This window comes from Pseudomonas sp. (genome assembly GCF_030683065.1).
In the GTDB taxonomy this organism is placed as follows: Bacteria; Pseudomonadota; Gammaproteobacteria; order Pseudomonadales; family Pseudomonadaceae; genus Aquipseudomonas.
The window spans coordinates 1-16608 of record NZ_JAUXMX010000046.1 but is presented as its reverse complement, the minus strand read 5'-3'; the positions used below and the strand labels follow the sequence as shown (position 1 = coordinate 16608).

The following is a 16608-nucleotide window of genomic DNA, read 5'->3' as shown; positions in this document are numbered from 1 at the left end:
CAGTCTTTTACATCAGGGGCTGGGTATCGAGCGGAGAAAAGCGTTCGACCCGGTTGCGGCCCAGTTTCTTGGCGCGATAGAGCATCAGGTCGGCGCAATGCACCAGCTCGCCCAGGCCTTGCCCAGGTTGCCACTGCGCTACGCCAAAGCTGGCGGTGACGCTGATAGTGCCGGTCAGCGGTTCGGCAGCGAGCAGGGCGCGGAGCTTTTCCGCAATCAGGCAGGCCTGATCGAGGTCGGTGTGCGGCATCAGGATGATGAACTCCTCGCCACCCCAACGGCACAGGCTGTCAGAGTCGCGCAGGTGGTCCTTGATTCGGTGCGCCACGCCAGTGAGGATGCAGTCGCCAACGTCGTGACCATATTGATCGTTGACTGCTTTGAAACGGTCGATATCGAAAAACACCAGGGCCAGGGGGAAGTCGTAGCGCTCGGCCCGTTTGATTTCGTTGTGCGCCAGCTCTTCAATTTTTAGCCGCGACCATTGCCCCGTTAGCCGATCCGTGTTGGCCAAGCGTTCCAGTTTCAGGTTGCTGCTGCGCAGTTCTTGTTCGGCTAGCTGACGGCGTTTGACCTCCATGCGCAGATTTTGCGTCATCCGGGCAAAACGCAAGGCTACGGCACCCAGTAGCAGCAGCGCCAGCAAGGCGCCGGCAAGCATCTGGTAGAGCAAGCGGTTATCGGTTGTAGCCTCGCCCTTGTAGAGGAAGCCGTCCAGCTCGATTGGCCCCTCGATCATCCCCAAGTCCTGGTAGCTCTGCGCAATGGCTCGCCAGCGCCCTGGGTTCATGTGCCCGAGTTGCACCAGTTCCGGCATGATCAATCTGCGTAATTGCTCGGCTTCAAAACGCAGATGTTCCAGGCTTTTTTCGGGGGCGTAGCGTTGGTGGATTAGCTGTACGCTCTCCTCGACGTTTTCCAGGGCGTATTGCCAGCCCTTGAGGCTGGCCTGGAGAAAGGCCTCGACCTGTGCCGGGCGTTGTTGCAGCAGGGCTTCGCGAGTGGTCAGCACGTCACTGTAGAAGTTGACTCCGTATTCGCGCGGTTTGATCAGCCGGTAGGGCAGTTGTTGCTGTTGTAGCCAGAACGGTTCGTTAGAAATGTAGCCGTTGTAGGCGTCGGTGTTGCCGTCGAGCAGATCTTGCGGGTTGAAACTGGTTTGTTGCAGCTTCAGGCGGTCGTGAGCGACGCCTTCACGGGCCAGGGTGATAAGCAGTTCGGCACTTTCCGGTGCAGGCATCAGCATCACCCGCTTGCCCGCCAGGTCATGGGGCGTGTAGATGTCCGAGTCGGCGCGCACGATCCACACGATGGGCGAGCTTTGCATGATCGCTGCGAGCGCCACCAGCGGCTTGCCCTGCATGCGCGCGATGACCATGCCGCTGTTGCCAATGGCAAAATCGACGTCACCTTCCAGCAGAAGGTCTATCGGTTTTGGCGTGCCGGGCCCGCCTGGGCGGATGTCCACCTCCAGCCCGGCTTGTGCATAAAAGCCTTTTTCCAGCGCCATGTAATAACCGGCGAACTGGAACTGGTGCAGCCAGCGCAGTTGCAAGCGAACGTTCTCTGCGGCTATAGCGTCGGCGAGGCAGAGTAGCTGCGCCAGCAATAGACCGAGGCACAGCCGTGGCGACGTTTTGCTCCGCTTGGCGGGTGATTTTTTTACAGGTGAGACCATGGCAACCTGCCGTTGACTCGGCGTATAGGTATACAAAATCATCAATAAGCGTATGCGCCCAGGCTAGTGTTTCTAGCGGACAAGCGCGGCCTTTTGCTCGTCGGTTATGCCTGACGAGTGTGGCGATCTGGCATCAGTATAGTGAGTCTGTGCATAAGGCAAGTTCACAGTGGGCTGGCATGTTCCGCTGCAAGTTCTTGCTGGGGGCGCTCAGGTGGTTCGGCAGCAGAGCCTTCGGGTGCGTCAATCAGCGCACCCGAAGGCTTGGGTTAGCCGGCTACCGGGATGGCGGTGGCGGTCGGGGGCTGGGGCAGCCCTGCCTGTGTGACGGGTAAACAGGCGCTCTGTTCTGCGACCTGGCTAAAGGCGTATTGCCATGCGGGATGTTGTTCAGCCCGCTCCCAGAGCAGTGCATGCAAGCGGTTGAGCACCACGGGGTCACTTAACAGGGCCAGCTTGCTCGGCCCGTCGAGCATTTCAGGATCGTTTTTCAGCGCGTGCTGCACCAAGCGCTGGCGAGCCGTTTCGAGGCGTGACGAACTGCCATGACGCGCGGTTGCCATGGCGCATGCGATGGCGTTGGGGAGCGGCTGCAGGACTGCGGTGATAAATCCCTGATGCAGGGCATGCTCTCGGTTGTAGCGGGCATAGGCATAGGTGGAGACCAGTTCCTGAGGCGGATTAGACTCTTCGGGAATCAGGAACAACTGGTTGCGGCGGGCACTCAGGCCCAGGCTCAGGCGGCTGGAGATTACCGAAACCGGGATCGACACCATCAACGAGACGACGATCGGTGCCAGCCACCAGAGAAATACCGGGTCGAGCCAAGCGACCCCGGCAGCCCAAAGGATGCCGAGCAGGGTTTGCCAGCCGTGCAGACGTACGCCGTCGCCCCAGGTGGTGATACCGTCATCACGTTGCGGTGAGTTCCACTGCACTGCCCAGCCGAGAAAGGCAGCGGTGACGAAGCGGGTGTGGAACAACATCCTGACCGGTGCCAGCAGCATCGAGAAGAGCATTTCCAGAAGCATGCTGAGGCTGACTTTGAACGCGCCGCCATAGGCGTGAGCACCCTTGATCCAGATCAGCAGGATGCTGAGCAGTTTGGGCAGGAACAGCAAGGTCAGCGTGGTTGAGAACAGGGCAATAGCTTGCTCCGGGTTCCAGTGCGGCCAGACCGGGAACAACTGTCCAGGCACCATGAAGTACTGAGGTTCCAGCAGGGTATGGGTCGCCAGCAGCGCGGTTGAAAGCAGCAGGAAGAGGAACCATAACGGCGCCGACAGGTAGGACATCACCCCGGTGAGGAACACTGCACGGTGCACCGGATGCATGCCCTTGACCAGAAACAGGCGGAAGTTCATCAGGTTGCCATGGCACCAGCGGCGATCGCGTTCCAGCTCGTCGATCAGGTTGGGCGGTAGTTCTTCGTAGCTGCCGGGTACGTCATAGGCAATCCACACACCCCAGCCGGCGCGGCGCATCAGCGATGCTTCGACGAAGTCGTGGGACATGATCGCGCCAGCGAATGCACCCTTGCCCGGCAGCGGTGCCAGGGCGCAGTGGTCGATGAACGGCTGTACGCGAATGATCGCGTTGTGCCCCCAGTAGTGCGACTCGCCGAGTTGCCAGAAGTGCAGGCCGGCGGTGAACAGCGGTCCATAGGCGCGGGTGGCGAATTGCTGCAGGCGCGCATAGAGGGTGTTCATGCCGGCGGACTTCGGTGCGGTCTGGATAATCCCGGCCTGAGGATTATTTTCCATCAGGCGCACCAGAGTGGTGAGGCTTTCGCCGCTCATGACGCTGTCGGCATCGAGCACCACCATGTAGCGGTAGTTGCTGCCCCAGCGGCGGCAAAAATCGTCGATATTGCCGCTTTTGCGTTTGACCCTGCGCCGCCGGCGCCGGTAGAAGATCCGCCCGAAGCCCTTGCAGGCCTGGCACAGTTCCAGCCAGGCGCTTTGTTCGGCGACGACAATGTCGGCGTCGCCGCTGTCGCTGAGCACGAAGAAATCGAAGCGATCGAGATCGCCGGTGGCGGCTACCGACTCATAGGTAGCGCGCAATCCGGCGAAAACTCGTGGCACGTCCTCGTTGCAGATCGGCATGATGATCGCGGTTCGCGCTTGGGCCGGGATCGGCTGAGTTCCTGCATGAGCGCCGGAAATACCGTAGCGGTCATAGCCGCGCAGCAGTTCCCAGAAGCCCATCAAGGCGGTCCAGAATCCGGCGGAAACCCAGCAGAACAGAATGGAAAACAGCACCAGGATGCTGCCCTGCACCAGATAAGGCAGCACCTGGGTGAAGCTCTGTTGCAGGCTCTGCTGCATGGTCTCTTGCAGGTCGATCAGCATCCAGCCCTGATACGGCAGGATGCTGTTCATGTACCACGTTGCTACAGTCGTTTGCCCGAGAATTAGCAGCAGCAAGACCAGTCGGCGCCGCTCGCCGATCTGGCGCCAGCGCGCGGGTTCCAATTGTTGTCGCGGCGGTGAGGGTGGGCTTTTCCTGCCGAGCAGGTTGCGCCAGGCGCGGGTCAGGATATTGGTGCGCCAGGCTTCTGGTGTGACATGGCTTCGGTTCAGCGGCGGGGTCGCCTGGATGCGCGCCTGGCCAGCGGCGTCTTCGTCGAGGACGCCGGCGTCGGCCAGGCTGGTCCCGGTGGCAAGTTGCAGGCGGCGTGTCGCGGACTGGCAGACGGCTGCGGCAGTGCCCTGCGCTGCCTGGCCAGACAAACCACGGTGCAGTTCGGCGAAGTTCTCGGCCTGCGCCAGGGTCTTGCGCTCTGCGTCAGGCAGTGACAGCTCTACCAGGTAGCGATCCAGCGTTGGTTGGCACGTTGCGGTGGGCCGCTGCGCGTTCATTGACTGGTTGCCGTGTGGGCGGGTAACTGATAACTCCAGGTTTCACTCAGCGGCTGGTCGCCATTGAGCAGTGCTGCGCGCATCTCTACTGGCTGCTCGGGGTCTTTGATCTTGACCCGCACGGTCAGTCGCCAGCCTCCGGTAGCGGGGTTGAAGCGCACGCTGTGGCCTATCAGTTTGGCGTTTTCGCCGACGCTGACCTGCGAGCTTGGTGTGGCGTCTTGCGCCAGTTTGGCCAGCGCGGGGCCTTCGAAGTCGATCAGCAAGGCGATGCTGTCATCCAGCTGGCGGATCAGGTTGGCCTGCTTGTCTTCGCCCACCGCGCGCAGGGTTTGGGTGACCCACGCGCTATCCGGCTGATGCAGCGCCGGCTCATCGCGGGTCCAGTGCATGCGGTAGGCGAACGCCAGAGGCTGGCCTTTTTCCGGCAATTTATCCGGCACCCAGAACGCCACTATGTTGTCGTTGGTCTCGTCCTGGGTGGGGATTTCCACCAGTTTGATTCGGCCTTTGCCCCAGTCGCCCTTGGGTTCGATCCAGGCGCTGGGGCGCAGCTCATAGCGATCATCGAGGTCTTCGTAGCGAGAGAATTCACGCCCGCGCTGGAGCAAGCCGAAGCCTTTCGGGTTTTCCACTTCCCAGCTGCTGACGGCCAGGTGTTTTGGGTTGTTAAGCGGTCGCCAGAGCCATTCGTCGCTGCCGGTATGGATCGCCAGACCATTGGAATCATGCAGCGCGGGGCGGAAGTTGTGCTGCTGGGGCGGCTGCTTCGGGTCGAACAGGAACATGCTGGTCAGCGATGCCAGGCCGAGTTCGTCGACTGCATCGCGCAGGTACACACGGGCTTGCACATCCACCACGGCATCCTTGCCTGGGCGCAGGATGAACCGGTAAGCGCCGGTCGCGCGCGGTGAGTCGAGCAGGGCGAAAATCACCAGGTGCTTGTCCTGCGGCTTCGGCCGTTCGATCCAGAACTCGCGAAAATAGGGGAACTCCTCGCCACTGGGCAGTGCGGTGTCGATATTCAGGCCGCGTGCTGACAGGCCGTAGACCTGTCCTTTGCCGATCACCCGAAAGTAACTGGCGCCAAGTATGCTCATGATCTCGTCTTGTTTGCCTTTCTGGTTGATCGGATACATCACCCGAAAACCGGCATAGCCAAGACTTTTGGTGGCTTGCTGGTCGAACTCCAGATCACCGAAATCAAAGCGCGCAGGGTCGTACTTGATTTCCGAGACCGTGCTGGCAGTGACTTCGTTGATTTTTACCGGCGTATTGAAGTGCATGCCCTGGTGATAAAAACCCAGCTTGAACGGCGTGTCGAGTTCGCTCCACTCGAATTTATCAGGGCGCGGTTGGATTCTCTGGTAGTCGGCAAAGGGCAGCTCGCGGAACTCGCTGGGCAGATTGCTGGCCGGCGCGCTGTAGTTTTCTTCGCCGAGAGCCTTGGCCTTTGCGGCCACGTCATCAAGCGAGAACGCCTGTACGTGAGCAGTGCAGAGCAGCAAGGTGATAGAGACCATATGTTGCAGTGTAAAAAAGGTGCTGTGACGGGAGGGGCGGTTAACGATTTTCAATGACACAGGTTCACCAGACGAAACAAAGGGAGGCTAGCGGCTCAGTCGAGATGGATACTGATTTCCGACTATTTTATCTGCAAATGATTCCTCTTTGCTGGGAGATATTTAGTGGGCGGATACCGGCAGGCACTTGAGCAGCCACTTGCGTGCAGGCACTACTGCGCGCTCTTGCGCCCAGACGCACAGTGCAATCGTCACTAGCAGGAAGAGTGGGTAGAACCACAGCGCCAGCGTTTGTTCGCCGGCCTGCCTGGCGCAGCTGATCCAGTGGTCGAGGCAGGCTTGGGAAACCACCCCAAGGAGTTTTTCCAGGCGAGAAAACAGGATGAAAATCGGCACGTGTAAAACGAACATCGGCAGCGATGCGGCGCCCAGACGCTGTGACCAGTGGATCAAGCGTTCGCTGCGCGGCGTGGCGATCAGGGCACACAGGTAGACCAGTGCCAGTTGCGCGGGCAGTAGCAAACCGTTGTGCAGCAGGAAGTACCAGAAGCGTTCGCCCTTGAGCAGCCAGACCGCCGCGGCAAAGCACAGCAGACAGAAACCACCGAGTAGCACCTTGGTGCCCAGGCGGGGTGCGTATCCGCTGTCGCGCAGCTGGCGGAACAGCCCGTACAACAGAATGCCAGCGAGAAACTCCGGCAGACGCAGCAGGGGCATGCGGTGCAGCATGCCGGTGTAGGGCATGCCGTACTCCTGGCTCTGGATCACCCAGAGCGGTGGCAGCAGGTAGATCAGGGTTATTGCGACCAGCCACCAACCCTTGTGGGGCGTACGCATCAGGCGCGGTGCCAGCAGGGGAAAGGTCAGGTAGAAGAAAAATAGCGTGGAAATCGACCACAGCGGTGCGTTAAACGTCAGGTAATAAGGATTCCAGGCATGCAGCATGAGCAACTGCAGGGCGGAGTTGAGTAGCAGTTCGCCTTTACTCATGAAGTGTTCAAGGGTCTCCCGAGATGCGCCTGCCAGGTCAGCATTGGTATCGTAAATCACGAAGCGCACGCTGGCCTTGCTGTCGTCGGGCGGGATCCCGAGGTTGCCGATGATCAACAGCACGCTGATCGTCAGCAGCAGAGAAAACAGGTGCAGCGGATAGAGGTTGGCGAAACGCCTGCTCCAGAAGCTGCGAGCCGGTTCGCGCAATTGCCCTTGGCGGCAGTACACATGGGCCAGCAGAAAACCGGAGAGCACGAAGAAACTACTGGTGGCAAAGAATCCGACTCCGGTTAGATCCACTAGCCAAGATGGTTTTTGCTCGCTCGGGTAGGCATGCAGGGTATGGAAAACCACCACATATACGCCGAGCAGAAAACGTAACCACTCCAGGCCGATGAAATGTTCCTTGTTGTACTGACCCACCTGGTTCTCCTGTGATTGAACTATCCCTAAAAAATGACTCGGCATTGCGGTGCCAGACGGTGCCCGTGATGCTAGCCCGTCGACCTCTCCGCGCATGGGACATTGGCACGTGTGGAGATGTTCGACACGCATGTTCCGCTATTGATCGGTGCGCTGATTTAGTCAGGGACTTCAAACGCTGCGATTTCCTCATATCAGCGCCACAAATAGTCACAGACAGTTCAGGCCGCAGGCTCTAGATTCGACCTCACAGGTACTTGGCAGAGACTGCCTCGTACGCCGCGGCGTATCGCGCTCATAACAATAATCAGAGATGGATTCCATGCAGCAGTCTCAACAAGCGACGAATGCCTGGCGCATTCTGTTCCTGCTCTTTCTCGCCAACTTATTCAATTTTTTCGATCGCACCATACCGGCGATCATCATCGAGCCGATCCGTATGGAGTGGGGCCTTAGCGACTTTCAGCTGGGGTTGATCGGCACCGCATTCACCATCGTCTACGCCATCGCGGGCGTGCCGTTGGGGCGTATGGCGGACACTGGAGCGCGGCGCAAGATCATGGGCTGGGGGCTGTTGGCGTGGAGCGGCTTGACCGCGGTCAACGGCATGGCCTGGAGTTTCTGGAGCTTCTTGCTGATCCGTATGGGTGTCGGGATCGGTGAGGCCAGCTATGCGCCAGCAGCCAATTCGCTGATTGGCGATCTGTTTCCGCCACACAAGCGCGCGCGGGCCATGGGAATCTTCATGCTCGGCCTGCCGTTGGGGCTGCTGCTGGCATTTTTCACCATTGGTGCCATGGTCACGGCCTTCGACAGCTGGCGTGCGCCGTTCTTCATCGCTGCCGTGCCGGGGATTATCCTCGCGCTGTTCATGTTCTTCATCAAGGAACCGCGGCGTGGCGCGGCAGAGTCGGTGCAGGTGGCCGCCACTGCAGTGGATAAGCCATTGCGCAAGGTGCTGGCGATCCGCACCTTCTGGTGGCTGGTGCTTGCCGGGTTGGCCTTCAACTTCGCCACCTACGCCTGCAATTCCTTCATGGTGCCGATGCTGCAACGTTATTTCCTGCTGCCGCTGGAGCAGGCAGCCGTGGCCACAGGGGTGATCGTCGGCTTGACCGGTCTGTTCGGTCTTACGCTGGGCGGCTGGATGGCCGATCGCATTCATCAGCGCTCGGCAACCGGGCGGCTGTTGTTTGCCGCTGTGAGCATGCTGATTGCTGCGCTGGCCACTGCTTATGCACTATTGGCCGGGCGCGTCGAGATTGGCGTGTTCGTTGCGGTGTTCAGCGTCGGCTGGTTGTTCGCCTACAACTTCTATACCTGCGTCTATACGGCGATTCAGGATGTGGTCGAGCCGCGCCTGCGTGCTACGGCGATGGCGTTGTTCTTCGCCGGACTCTATCTGCTTGGCGGTGGCTTTGGCCCGATTGCGGTGGGCTTACTGTCCGATCATTTCGCCCATGCAGCGATGCTCGCCGCTGGCGCCAGCGAGATGAGCGAAGCCTTCAAGGCAGTAGGGCTGCATGATGCGATGTTGTTGATCCCGGTAGCGCTGTTTTTCACCATGCTGGCGCTGCTGCAGGCCTCGCGCTGTTTCGTCGCCGACGCCGCGCGCATGCGTGCCGGCATGGTCGAGGCGGTGCCGGCGTAAGATCGAGGCGGGGATTGTGGGAGCGGTGCTCAGGTGGGAGGGGACTTGTCCGCGACTGGCTATTTGCCTTAGCCAGGGTTCGCGGCCAAGGCCCCTCCCACGATGCGGTGGTGCTCTTCGAGGGCGGACTTGGCAGCGAGCATTTGACGGGCCTGCGGGCCTTCGCGGCGGGGTGCCGATCAAACGAGCGGGCCCGCATGCGCAGGCCCGCTCGTTGCAACGGCGTATGCCTTAGCCAGCGACCAGGACCCGAATCGCTTCGAGGCGCAGCGCAGCTTTGTCGAACAGCGCCAAACCTTGTTCGCGCTGCTGGCGCAGGGCGGTGAGTTCACTGTCGCGCACGCTCGGGTTGACCGCTTGCAGGGCAGTCAGGCGCGCCAGTTCTTCTTCGGTGTCGGCAGCCAGGCGGCGTTTGGCCTCCGCTACCCGCTCCAGGTGGCGCGGTGCGATCTTGTTTTCGCCGGCATTGATCAGCGGGTTGAGCGTATCGCGCTGGGCTTGGACGAACTTGTTAGCGCTGGCGCGCGGCACGCTTTCCAGCTGGTCGTTCAAGGTCTCGAACGCCACTTTGTGGGCCAAGTCGTTGCCGCTGCTGTCGAGCAGGCAGCGCAGTGCTGCCGGTGGCAGGTAACGACCCAGTTGCAGGGCGCGCGGGGCCACTACTTCGCTGACGTAGAGCAGTTCGAGTAGCACCGTGCCGGGCTTCAGGGCTTTGTTCTTGATCAGCGCCACCCCGGTGTTGCCCATCGAACCGGCACGCACCAGGTCCATGGCGCCTTGCACCATCGGGTGTTCCCAGGTGAGGAACTGCATGTCCTCGCGGGCCAGGGCCAGGTCGCGGTCGTAGGTGATAGTCACGCCCTCGTCGTCGCCGAGTGGGAAGCTGGCATCCAGCATCTTCTCGCCGGGACGCAGAATCAGTGCGTTGTCCGAGTGGTCCTCGCTGTCGATGCCGAAGGCGTCGAACAACTGCTCCATATAGATAGGCAGGGCGAACTGATCGTCCTGCTCAAGAATCGCTTCGGCCAGCGCCTCGCCTTCACCGGCGCCGCCGGAGTTTAGCTCCAGCAAACGGTCGCGGCCGGCGTGTAGCTCGCCTTCCAGGCGCTCGCGTTCGCTGCGGGCCTCCTCCAGCAGGGTTAGCCATTCGCCGTCGTCGCCGCTTTCCAGCAGTGGCAGCAGGCGCGTGCCGAATTGGTGCTGCAGGGCGTTGCCGGTCGGGCAGGTAGCGAGGAAAGCATTCAGTGCCTGGTGATACCACTGGAACAGGCGCTCTTGCGGGCTGTTTTCCAGGTAAGGCACGTGCACCTGAATGCGGTGCTTCTGACCAATCCGGTCGAGGCGGCCGATACGCTGCTCAAGCAGGTCCGGGTGGGCCGGCAGATCGAACAGCACCAGGTGGTGGGCGAACTGGAAGTTACGGCCTTCGCTGCCGATTTCCGAGCAGATCAGCACCTGCGCGCCGAACTCTTCGTCAGCGAAGTAGGCGGCGGCGCGGTCGCGCTCGAGAATGTTCATGCCCTCGTGGAACACGGTGGCGGCGATGCCCTTGCGCACGCGCAGGGCGTCTTCCAGATCCATCGCGGTTTCGGCGTGGGCGCAGATCACCAGCACCTTGACCCGCTTGAGCATCTTCAGGGTATCAATCAGCCATTCGACGCGCGGATCGAAACGCCACCAGCGCTGCTCTTCGTCGACCTCGGCCTGGGCCTGGTAGCTGACCTCCGGGTACAGATCCGGGTGCTCGCCGATCGGCAGCTCCATGTACAGATCCGGGCTCGGCAGCGGGTAGGCATGCAGTTCGCGTTCGGGGAAGCCCTGCACGGCGGCGCGGGTGTTGCGAAACAGCAGGCGGCCGGTGCCGTGGCGGTCGAGCAGCTCACGGACCAGGCGCGCCGAAGCGTCCTGGTCGCCGGCATTGACCGCAGCGAGCAGTTCTTCACCCTCGGCGCCGAGAAAATCATGGATGGTCTGGTGTGCCGTGGCCGACAGACTGCCCTGATCGAGCAGTTCCTGCACCGCTTCGGCGACTGGCTTGTAGTGGGCACTCTCGGCGCGGAAGGCGGCGAGATCATGGAAGCGGTGCGGGTCGAGCAGGCGCAGGCGGGCGAAGTGACTGTCCTGGCCGAGCTGTTCCGGGGTGGCAGTGAGCAGCAATACGCCGGGGATCACTTGTGCAAGCTGTTCGACCAAGGTGTATTGCACGCTCGCGTGCTCCGGGTGCCAGACCAGGTGATGGGCCTCGTCGACCACCAGCAGATCCCAGCCGGCGGCGAACAGTGCGTCCTGGGCGCGCTCGTCTTCGCACAGCCATTCCAGGGCGACCAGCGCCAACTGGCAATCCTCGAAAGGGTTGCTGGCATCGCTCTCGATAAAGCGCTCGGCATCGAACAGCGCGACATCAAGGTTGAAGCGTCGGCGCATTTCCACCAGCCACTGGTGCTGGAGATTTTCCGGCACCAGGATCAGCACGCGATTGGCGCGGCCTGAGAGCAATTGGCGGTGAATGACCAGGCCAGCTTCGATGGTCTTGCCCAGGCCCACTTCGTCGGCCAGTAATACTCGCGGGGCGATGCGGTCGGCGACTTCGCGGGCGATATGCAACTGGTGTGCGATGGGCTGTGCGCGCACGCCACCCAAGCCCCAGAGCGAGGACTGCAACTGCTTGCTGGTGAACTCCAGGGTGCGATAGCGCAGGGCGAACCAGGCCATTGGGTCGATCTGCCCGGCGAACAGGCGGTCGCTGGCCAGACGGAACTGAATGAAGTTGGACAGCTGGGTTTCCGGCAGAGTGACGCTCTGGTTTTGCCCATCGAGGCCGTGGTAAACCAGCAGGCCGTCGAGGTCATCGACTTCCTGGACGGTCAGTTTCCAGCCTTCGAAATGGGTGATCTCGTCACCCGGAGAAAAGCGCACGCGGGTTAGCGGTGCATTGTTCGCAGCATACTGGCGGGTTTCGCCAGTGGCCGGGTAGAGCACGGTGAGCATCCGGCCGTCCTGCATAAGGACGGTGCCCAATCCCAGCTCTGCTTCGCTGTCACTGATCCAGCGTTGCCCCGGTTCAAACTGCGCCATGCCTGTCTCCTGTGTGAAAAAGCCGGCTATGGTAACGGAACGCCGGCCTGGGCCAAAGGCGCAATAGTGCTAACCGGCACTTATAAGTAGTTACTTGAGTCGAAAGTGTAGTGAGATCTGGCTCAAGCCTGCGTTCGAGTGGCCGACAGCCTGACCAAAGGAGGACTAATAAAGTGCTACCGCCCATTCCCCACGGCATGGCGCCGGTCACCGTCCAGCAGGACGTGATCAAGCCCAGGCCCGATATTCCGCCGGTTACCCCGGCTGCTGCTAGCGCCAAGGAAAGTGGCGTGAGCCTGGATAAACGCCATCCCCAAGAGGCGGCAGAGCTGCTGCGCGAGGAGCAGCGCCGGCGCCAGCGACGCGGTTACAGCCCCGAAGAGCTGGCGGAAGGCGAAGTGGCCGAGGCCGACGAGGCGGTAATCGACGAGCTGCCCCGCCAAGGTCTATGGGTGGATGTGGAGGTATGAGTCACGCACAATAACCGCCTTGTTTCGCCGCCGCTGAGCCGCCCGTGGATCTATTCGCCGACACCGAGTTGCACCTGGCCAACGCCGAGTTGGACTTCAAACCGCAGTGGCTGGACCCGTTGACGGCAGATCGCTGGCTTGCGCTGTTGCTTGAGCAAACGCCCTGGCAGCAACCGCACGTGCGGCTTTATGGTCGCCAGCACCCGGTGCCGAGGCTGGTCGCCTGGTACGGCGATGCCGAGGCCAGCTACCGCTACTCCGGCTTGACTCATCAACCGCTGGCCTGGACGGTCCTGCTTGCCGAGATTCGCACCCGCTTGGTCGCGACCGTGGGGCAGCCATTCAATGGTGTGTTACTTAACTATTACCGCGACGGCCAGGACTCCATGGGCTGGCACAGCGACGACGAGGCCGAGTTGGGCGTCAATCCGCTGATCGCGTCGATCAACTTGGGAGGCACCCGGCGCTTCGATCTACGGCGCAAGGGGCAGAGCCGTATCGAGCACTCCCTGGCGCTCAATCACGGTTCGCTGCTGGTCATGGGCGGGCCAACCCAGCATCATTGGCAGCACCAAGTGGCGAAGACGCGCAGCCCATGCGCGCCCCGCCTGAATCTGACGTTTCGTTTAATCCGGTCGCCATCATGAGCAACGACGACAAGCTGATCGACTTCAGCGCCGAGCGCGGCAAGCGTATCCACGACCTGCATGACAAGAAGCTCGACGAGATGCGTCAGGCATTCGAGCAGGCGCTGCCTCTGCCCAAGGGCAAAAAGAGCAACGCCAAAAGCAAGCCCAAGAAACGCTGATTCGCCGCGGCTGAGGCTGATTCGTTGATCTGGATCAGTGTCCGCGGTCTTGCGCAGGCAGCCCCCGTGCGGGCTTGACCTGGATCAATTAACCACTCCGCAGGCCTGATAACGTGCAGTCATTCCCAGCAACCCAGCAGGGTTACCGTAGGAGGCAGCCATGTTTATCGATGTTGTAGTTCTCGCAGGAATCGGCACCGTCGGTTTGATGGTCGCTTTCTTCGCAGGCGTTGGTTATTTCATCTGGAAAGACTCGCAAAAGAGCAAGACGCTCTGAGTCTTTGCAGAACCACGGGCACGCAAGGCAATTTGGGCGACTTAGGTCGCCTTTTTTTATGTGCGTCCAGCATGGGCGCAAGGCATGCACTGATGACGAGCCGTCTCTGCATATCCCTTACGCGGTGATATGGCCTGCGTACTGGGGGGAACCCTCGCTTTAGGCGGTTACCGAACTGCCTAGCGGCGTTGTTCGATATGTCCACCGCTCCGGCGCCTTTAGTCGACGGCGCGCGGTGAGGCGCTGGCAGGTGCTCTGGCTCAGGGATCTACTGCGTCAACGTGGTGCGCAACAAGCTCCCGGCGTTTGCGGCAAGGCGAGCTAAATGAACAGCAGGGGTGTGAGCTAAATCCCCCTGCTGTTCAGGTGATGCAGCACCGCGGCGGGCGTTCGCAGGACGCGAGTCTTTTTCACAGCCTCTTAGATCAGCTCGGCCCACATGTCGTATTCGTCGGCATCGATGATGCGTACGCGGACCTTGTCTCCGGGCTTGACGTCAGTGCTGGCGATAAACACGCTGCCGTCGATTTCCGGGGCATCGGCATAGCAGCGCGCCACTGCGCCCTGGTCGTCGACTTCGTCGATCAGTACGTCCATTTCCTTGCCTACTTTCAACTGCAGGCGGGCGGTGCTGATGGCTTGCTGGTGGGCCATGAAGCGGTCCCAGCGATCCTGTTTGACGTCATCGGGTACATGGTTATCCAGCAGATTGGCCGATGCGCCTTCTACCGGTGAGTACTGGAAGCAGCCGACGCGGTCGAGCTGGGCTTCGGTGAGCCAGTCGAGCAGGTACTGGAAGTCTTCTTCTGTTTCGCCGGGGAAGCCGACAATAAAGGTCGAACGGATGGTCAGTTCCGGGCAGATCTCGCGCCAATTCTTGATCCGCGCCAGGGTCTTGTCCTCGAAAGCCGGACGTTTCATGGCTTTCAGCACCTTCGGGCTGGCGTGCTGGAAGGGGATGTCCAGATACGGCAGGATCTTGCCGGCGGCCATCAGCGGGATCAGTTCGTCAACATGCGGGTACGGATAGACATAGTGCAGGCGCACCCACACGCCCAATGACGAGAGCGCCTGGCAGAGTTCGGTCATGCGGGTTTTCACCGGCTGGCCATTCCAGAAATCAGTCTTGTACTTCATGTCGACGCCATAGGCGCTGGTGTCCTGGCTGATTACCAGCAGTTCCTTGACCCCTGCCTTGACCAAACGCTCGGCCTCGCTGAGGACTTCGCCGACCGGGCGGCTCACCAATTTGCCGCGCATCGACGGAATAATGCAGAAGCTGCAGGTGTGGTTACAGCCTTCGGAAATCTTCAGGTAGGCGTAGTGGCGCGGTGTCAGTTTGATGCCTTGCGGCGGCACCAGGTCGATCAGCGGGTTGTGTTGTTTATTCGGTGGTACGACCTCATGCACGGCATTGAGCACTTGCTCATACTGCTGCGGGCCGGTGACCGACAGCACGCTGGGGTGCACCTTGCGGATTGCGCCTTCTTCTACGCCCATGCAGCCGGTGACAATGACCTTGCCGTTTTCAGCCAGAGCTTCGCCGATGACTTCGAGGGATTCAGCCTTGGCGCTGTCGATAAAGCCGCAGGTGTTGACCACGACCACATCAGCGTCCTGGTAGGTCGACACGACTTCGTAACCTTCCATGCGCAGTTGCGTGAGGATGCGTTCGGAATCGACCAGGGCCTTTGGGCATCCAAGGCTTATGAATCCGACTTTCGGCGTGGCGGGGGTGGACATGCGGCGAACCTCAGGCTTTGAAGGATGGGCGCTGGAGGCGCCTCTGATCAAAAAGTGCGCAATTCTAGCGGTGGATTGCCAGATTGACCAGCACTGAGCGTACTTGGGAAAGATGCTTGTCTACAGGTGCTCTGCGCGCCCACCCATTACCTAGGGCAATCCGCGGTCTGTGGGGGTGTCGCAGCAGGCCGATCAGCCAATAACCGCCGACCGCGGCCCATTTGTGGTCTTCCTTTATAGTGCCGGCGTGATTGGGCGTCTTCTTGACCCGTGTCGGCAGCGTGAGGCTGGCGGACGGTATGGGCTTGCCGGCTGTGCGCAGGATCAACTATCCGGCGCAGCGCTGCGCCGATCATCAGGGCTCGTAGCGCCAGGTGCATCGAGTTCTGACAGGCGGGCAGGGCGGTTTTTATCCTGGGGGTTGGAGTGGCTAAGCGAGCCAGCAAGCGCCACCAAGCTGGCGCGAAGACCGCCATGCCGGATTATGGCTGCGCTGCTGTTTGGTTTGAGCAGTGCAGGCATAGGCGCATGAGGAGTGAGCTTTGCTGGGCTAAAACGATGCGCGACTGGAGTTCCAGGCGGTGGAATGCAAAAAGGCCACTCGATTGAGTGGCCTTTCTGAGTATCTGGTTGCGGGAGCAGGATTTGAACCTACGACCTTCGGGTTATGAGCCCGACGAGCTACCAGACTGCTCCATCCCGCGCCGAAGATTCTATCTGAATGCGCGTTCTTGTCAATCAGTTTCTACGCTGTAATCAATTGTGCTGATGAGTATTGCGCGCGCATAAAAAAAGGCCACTCGATTGAGTGGCCTTTCCGTAAAACTGGTTGCGGGAGCAGGATTTGAACCTACGACCTTCGGGTTATGAGCCCGACGAGCTACCAGACTGCTCCATCCCGCGCCGCCAATTCTATCCGCATGGCGAATCTTGTCAACTGATTTATGCTTTTTAATCAATTGCTTAGGCGCGCGCTGGAAATGCACAAACAAAAAAGGCCACTCGATTGAGTGGCCTTTCCGTAAAACTGGTTGCGGGAGCAGGATTTGAACCTACGACCTTCGGGTTATGAGCCCGACGAGCTACCAGACTGCTCCATCCCG

The 16608-nt window shown here is 60.6% G+C and carries 11 protein-coding genes and 2 tRNA genes; 5 read left to right on the top strand and 8 right to left on the bottom strand.

The features are described 5' to 3' along the window. Nucleotides 1-7: 7 nt before the first annotated feature. From Q8K09_RS15035 to Q8K09_RS15020, 4 genes are all read right to left on the bottom strand, one after another. Nucleotides 8-1555 carry a GGDEF domain-containing protein gene (locus tag Q8K09_RS15035; RefSeq protein WP_305255788.1) on the bottom strand — a complete coding sequence of 516 codons (1548 nt, stop codon included), beginning with the start codon at nucleotides 1553-1555 and terminating at the stop codon, nucleotides 8-10. Between the two features lie 392 nt (nucleotides 1556-1947). Then, the gene (gene mdoH / locus Q8K09_RS15030; protein ID WP_370869547.1) at nucleotides 1948-4542 is read right to left on the bottom strand and encodes a glucans biosynthesis glucosyltransferase MdoH; all 2595 of its coding nucleotides are present in this window, start codon (nucleotides 4540-4542) and stop codon (nucleotides 1948-1950) included. After that, entirely contained in the window at nucleotides 4539-6065 is a 1527-nt protein-coding gene (locus Q8K09_RS15025; protein ID WP_305255787.1) for a glucan biosynthesis protein G, read from the bottom strand. The genes mdoH and Q8K09_RS15025 overlap by 4 nt, the downstream gene beginning before the upstream one ends. A 162-nt stretch (nucleotides 6066-6227) precedes the next feature. Then, entirely contained in the window at nucleotides 6228-7481 is a 1254-nt protein-coding gene (locus tag Q8K09_RS15020; RefSeq protein WP_305255786.1) for an acyltransferase, read from the bottom strand. 322 nt (nucleotides 7482-7803) lie between these two features. Here Q8K09_RS15020 and Q8K09_RS15015 point away from each other — a divergent pair, with 322 nt between their 5' ends. Further along, nucleotides 7804-9132, top strand: a complete 1329-nt coding sequence (locus Q8K09_RS15015; RefSeq protein ID WP_305255785.1) for an MFS transporter — start codon at nucleotides 7804-7806, stop codon at nucleotides 9130-9132. 231 nt (nucleotides 9133-9363) lie between these two features. Here Q8K09_RS15015 and rapA read toward each other — a convergent pair whose 3' ends face one another. Then, a complete protein-coding gene (rapA, locus tag Q8K09_RS15010; protein ID WP_305255783.1) occupies nucleotides 9364-12207 on the bottom strand; it encodes an RNA polymerase-associated protein RapA in 2844 nt (947 codons plus the stop codon). 173 nt (nucleotides 12208-12380) lie between these two features. Here rapA and Q8K09_RS15005 point away from each other — a divergent pair, with 173 nt between their 5' ends. The 4 genes from Q8K09_RS15005 to ccoM all read left to right on the top strand — a co-directional run bounded on the left by Q8K09_RS15005 (nucleotide 12381) and on the right by ccoM (nucleotide 13762). After that, complete coding sequence (locus Q8K09_RS15005; protein WP_305255782.1) at nucleotides 12381-12677, top strand: aspartate-semialdehyde dehydrogenase; 297 nt, start codon at nucleotides 12381-12383, stop codon at nucleotides 12675-12677. Nucleotides 12678-12721: 44 nt separating this feature from the next. Beyond that, a complete protein-coding gene (locus tag Q8K09_RS15000; RefSeq protein WP_305255781.1) occupies nucleotides 12722-13324 on the top strand; it encodes an alpha-ketoglutarate-dependent dioxygenase AlkB in 603 nt (200 codons plus the stop codon). Then, nucleotides 13321-13485, top strand: coding sequence for a hypothetical protein (locus Q8K09_RS14995; protein ID WP_305255780.1), 165 nt, complete (start codon nucleotides 13321-13323; stop codon nucleotides 13483-13485). The genes Q8K09_RS15000 and Q8K09_RS14995 overlap by 4 nt, the downstream gene beginning before the upstream one ends. Nucleotides 13486-13645: 160 nt before the next feature. Next, the gene (gene ccoM, locus Q8K09_RS14990; RefSeq protein ID WP_305255779.1) at nucleotides 13646-13762 is read left to right on the top strand and encodes a cytochrome c oxidase subunit CcoM; all 117 of its coding nucleotides are present in this window, start codon (nucleotides 13646-13648) and stop codon (nucleotides 13760-13762) included. Between the two features lie 420 nt (nucleotides 13763-14182). Here ccoM and rimO read toward each other — a convergent pair whose 3' ends face one another. The 3 genes from rimO to Q8K09_RS14975 form a co-directional block, all read right to left on the bottom strand. Continuing rightward, nucleotides 14183-15505, bottom strand: a complete 1323-nt coding sequence (gene rimO, locus Q8K09_RS14985; RefSeq protein ID WP_305255778.1) for a 30S ribosomal protein S12 methylthiotransferase RimO — start codon at nucleotides 15503-15505, stop codon at nucleotides 14183-14185. Between the two features lie 627 nt (nucleotides 15506-16132). Continuing rightward, a tRNA-Met gene (locus tag Q8K09_RS14980) sits at nucleotides 16133-16209 on the bottom strand. 122 nt (nucleotides 16210-16331) lie between these two features. After that, nucleotides 16332-16408 (bottom strand) — tRNA-Met (locus Q8K09_RS14975). Between the last annotated feature and the right edge of the window lie 200 nt (nucleotides 16409-16608).

Bases quoted from the DNA above. Each gene is read 5' to 3' on its own strand.
- mdoH (WP_370869547.1), bottom strand. From the start codon at position 4,542: ATGAACGCGCAGCGGCCCACCGCAACGTGCCAACCAACGCTGGATCGC.
- Q8K09_RS15025 (WP_305255787.1), bottom strand. From the start codon at position 6,065: ATGGTCTCTATCACCTTGCTGCTCTGCACTGCTCACGTACAGGCGTTC.
- Q8K09_RS15015 (WP_305255785.1), top strand. From the start codon at position 7,804: ATGCAGCAGTCTCAACAAGCGACGAATGCCTGGCGCATTCTGTTCCTG.
- rapA (WP_305255783.1), bottom strand. From the start codon at position 12,207: ATGGCGCAGTTTGAACCGGGGCAACGCTGGATCAGTGACAGCGAAGCA.
- Q8K09_RS14995 (WP_305255780.1), top strand. From the start codon at position 13,321: ATGAGCAACGACGACAAGCTGATCGACTTCAGCGCCGAGCGCGGCAAG.
- ccoM (WP_305255779.1), top strand. From the start codon at position 13,646: ATGTTTATCGATGTTGTAGTTCTCGCAGGAATCGGCACCGTCGGTTTG.
- rimO (WP_305255778.1), bottom strand. From the start codon at position 15,505: ATGTCCACCCCCGCCACGCCGAAAGTCGGATTCATAAGCCTTGGATGC.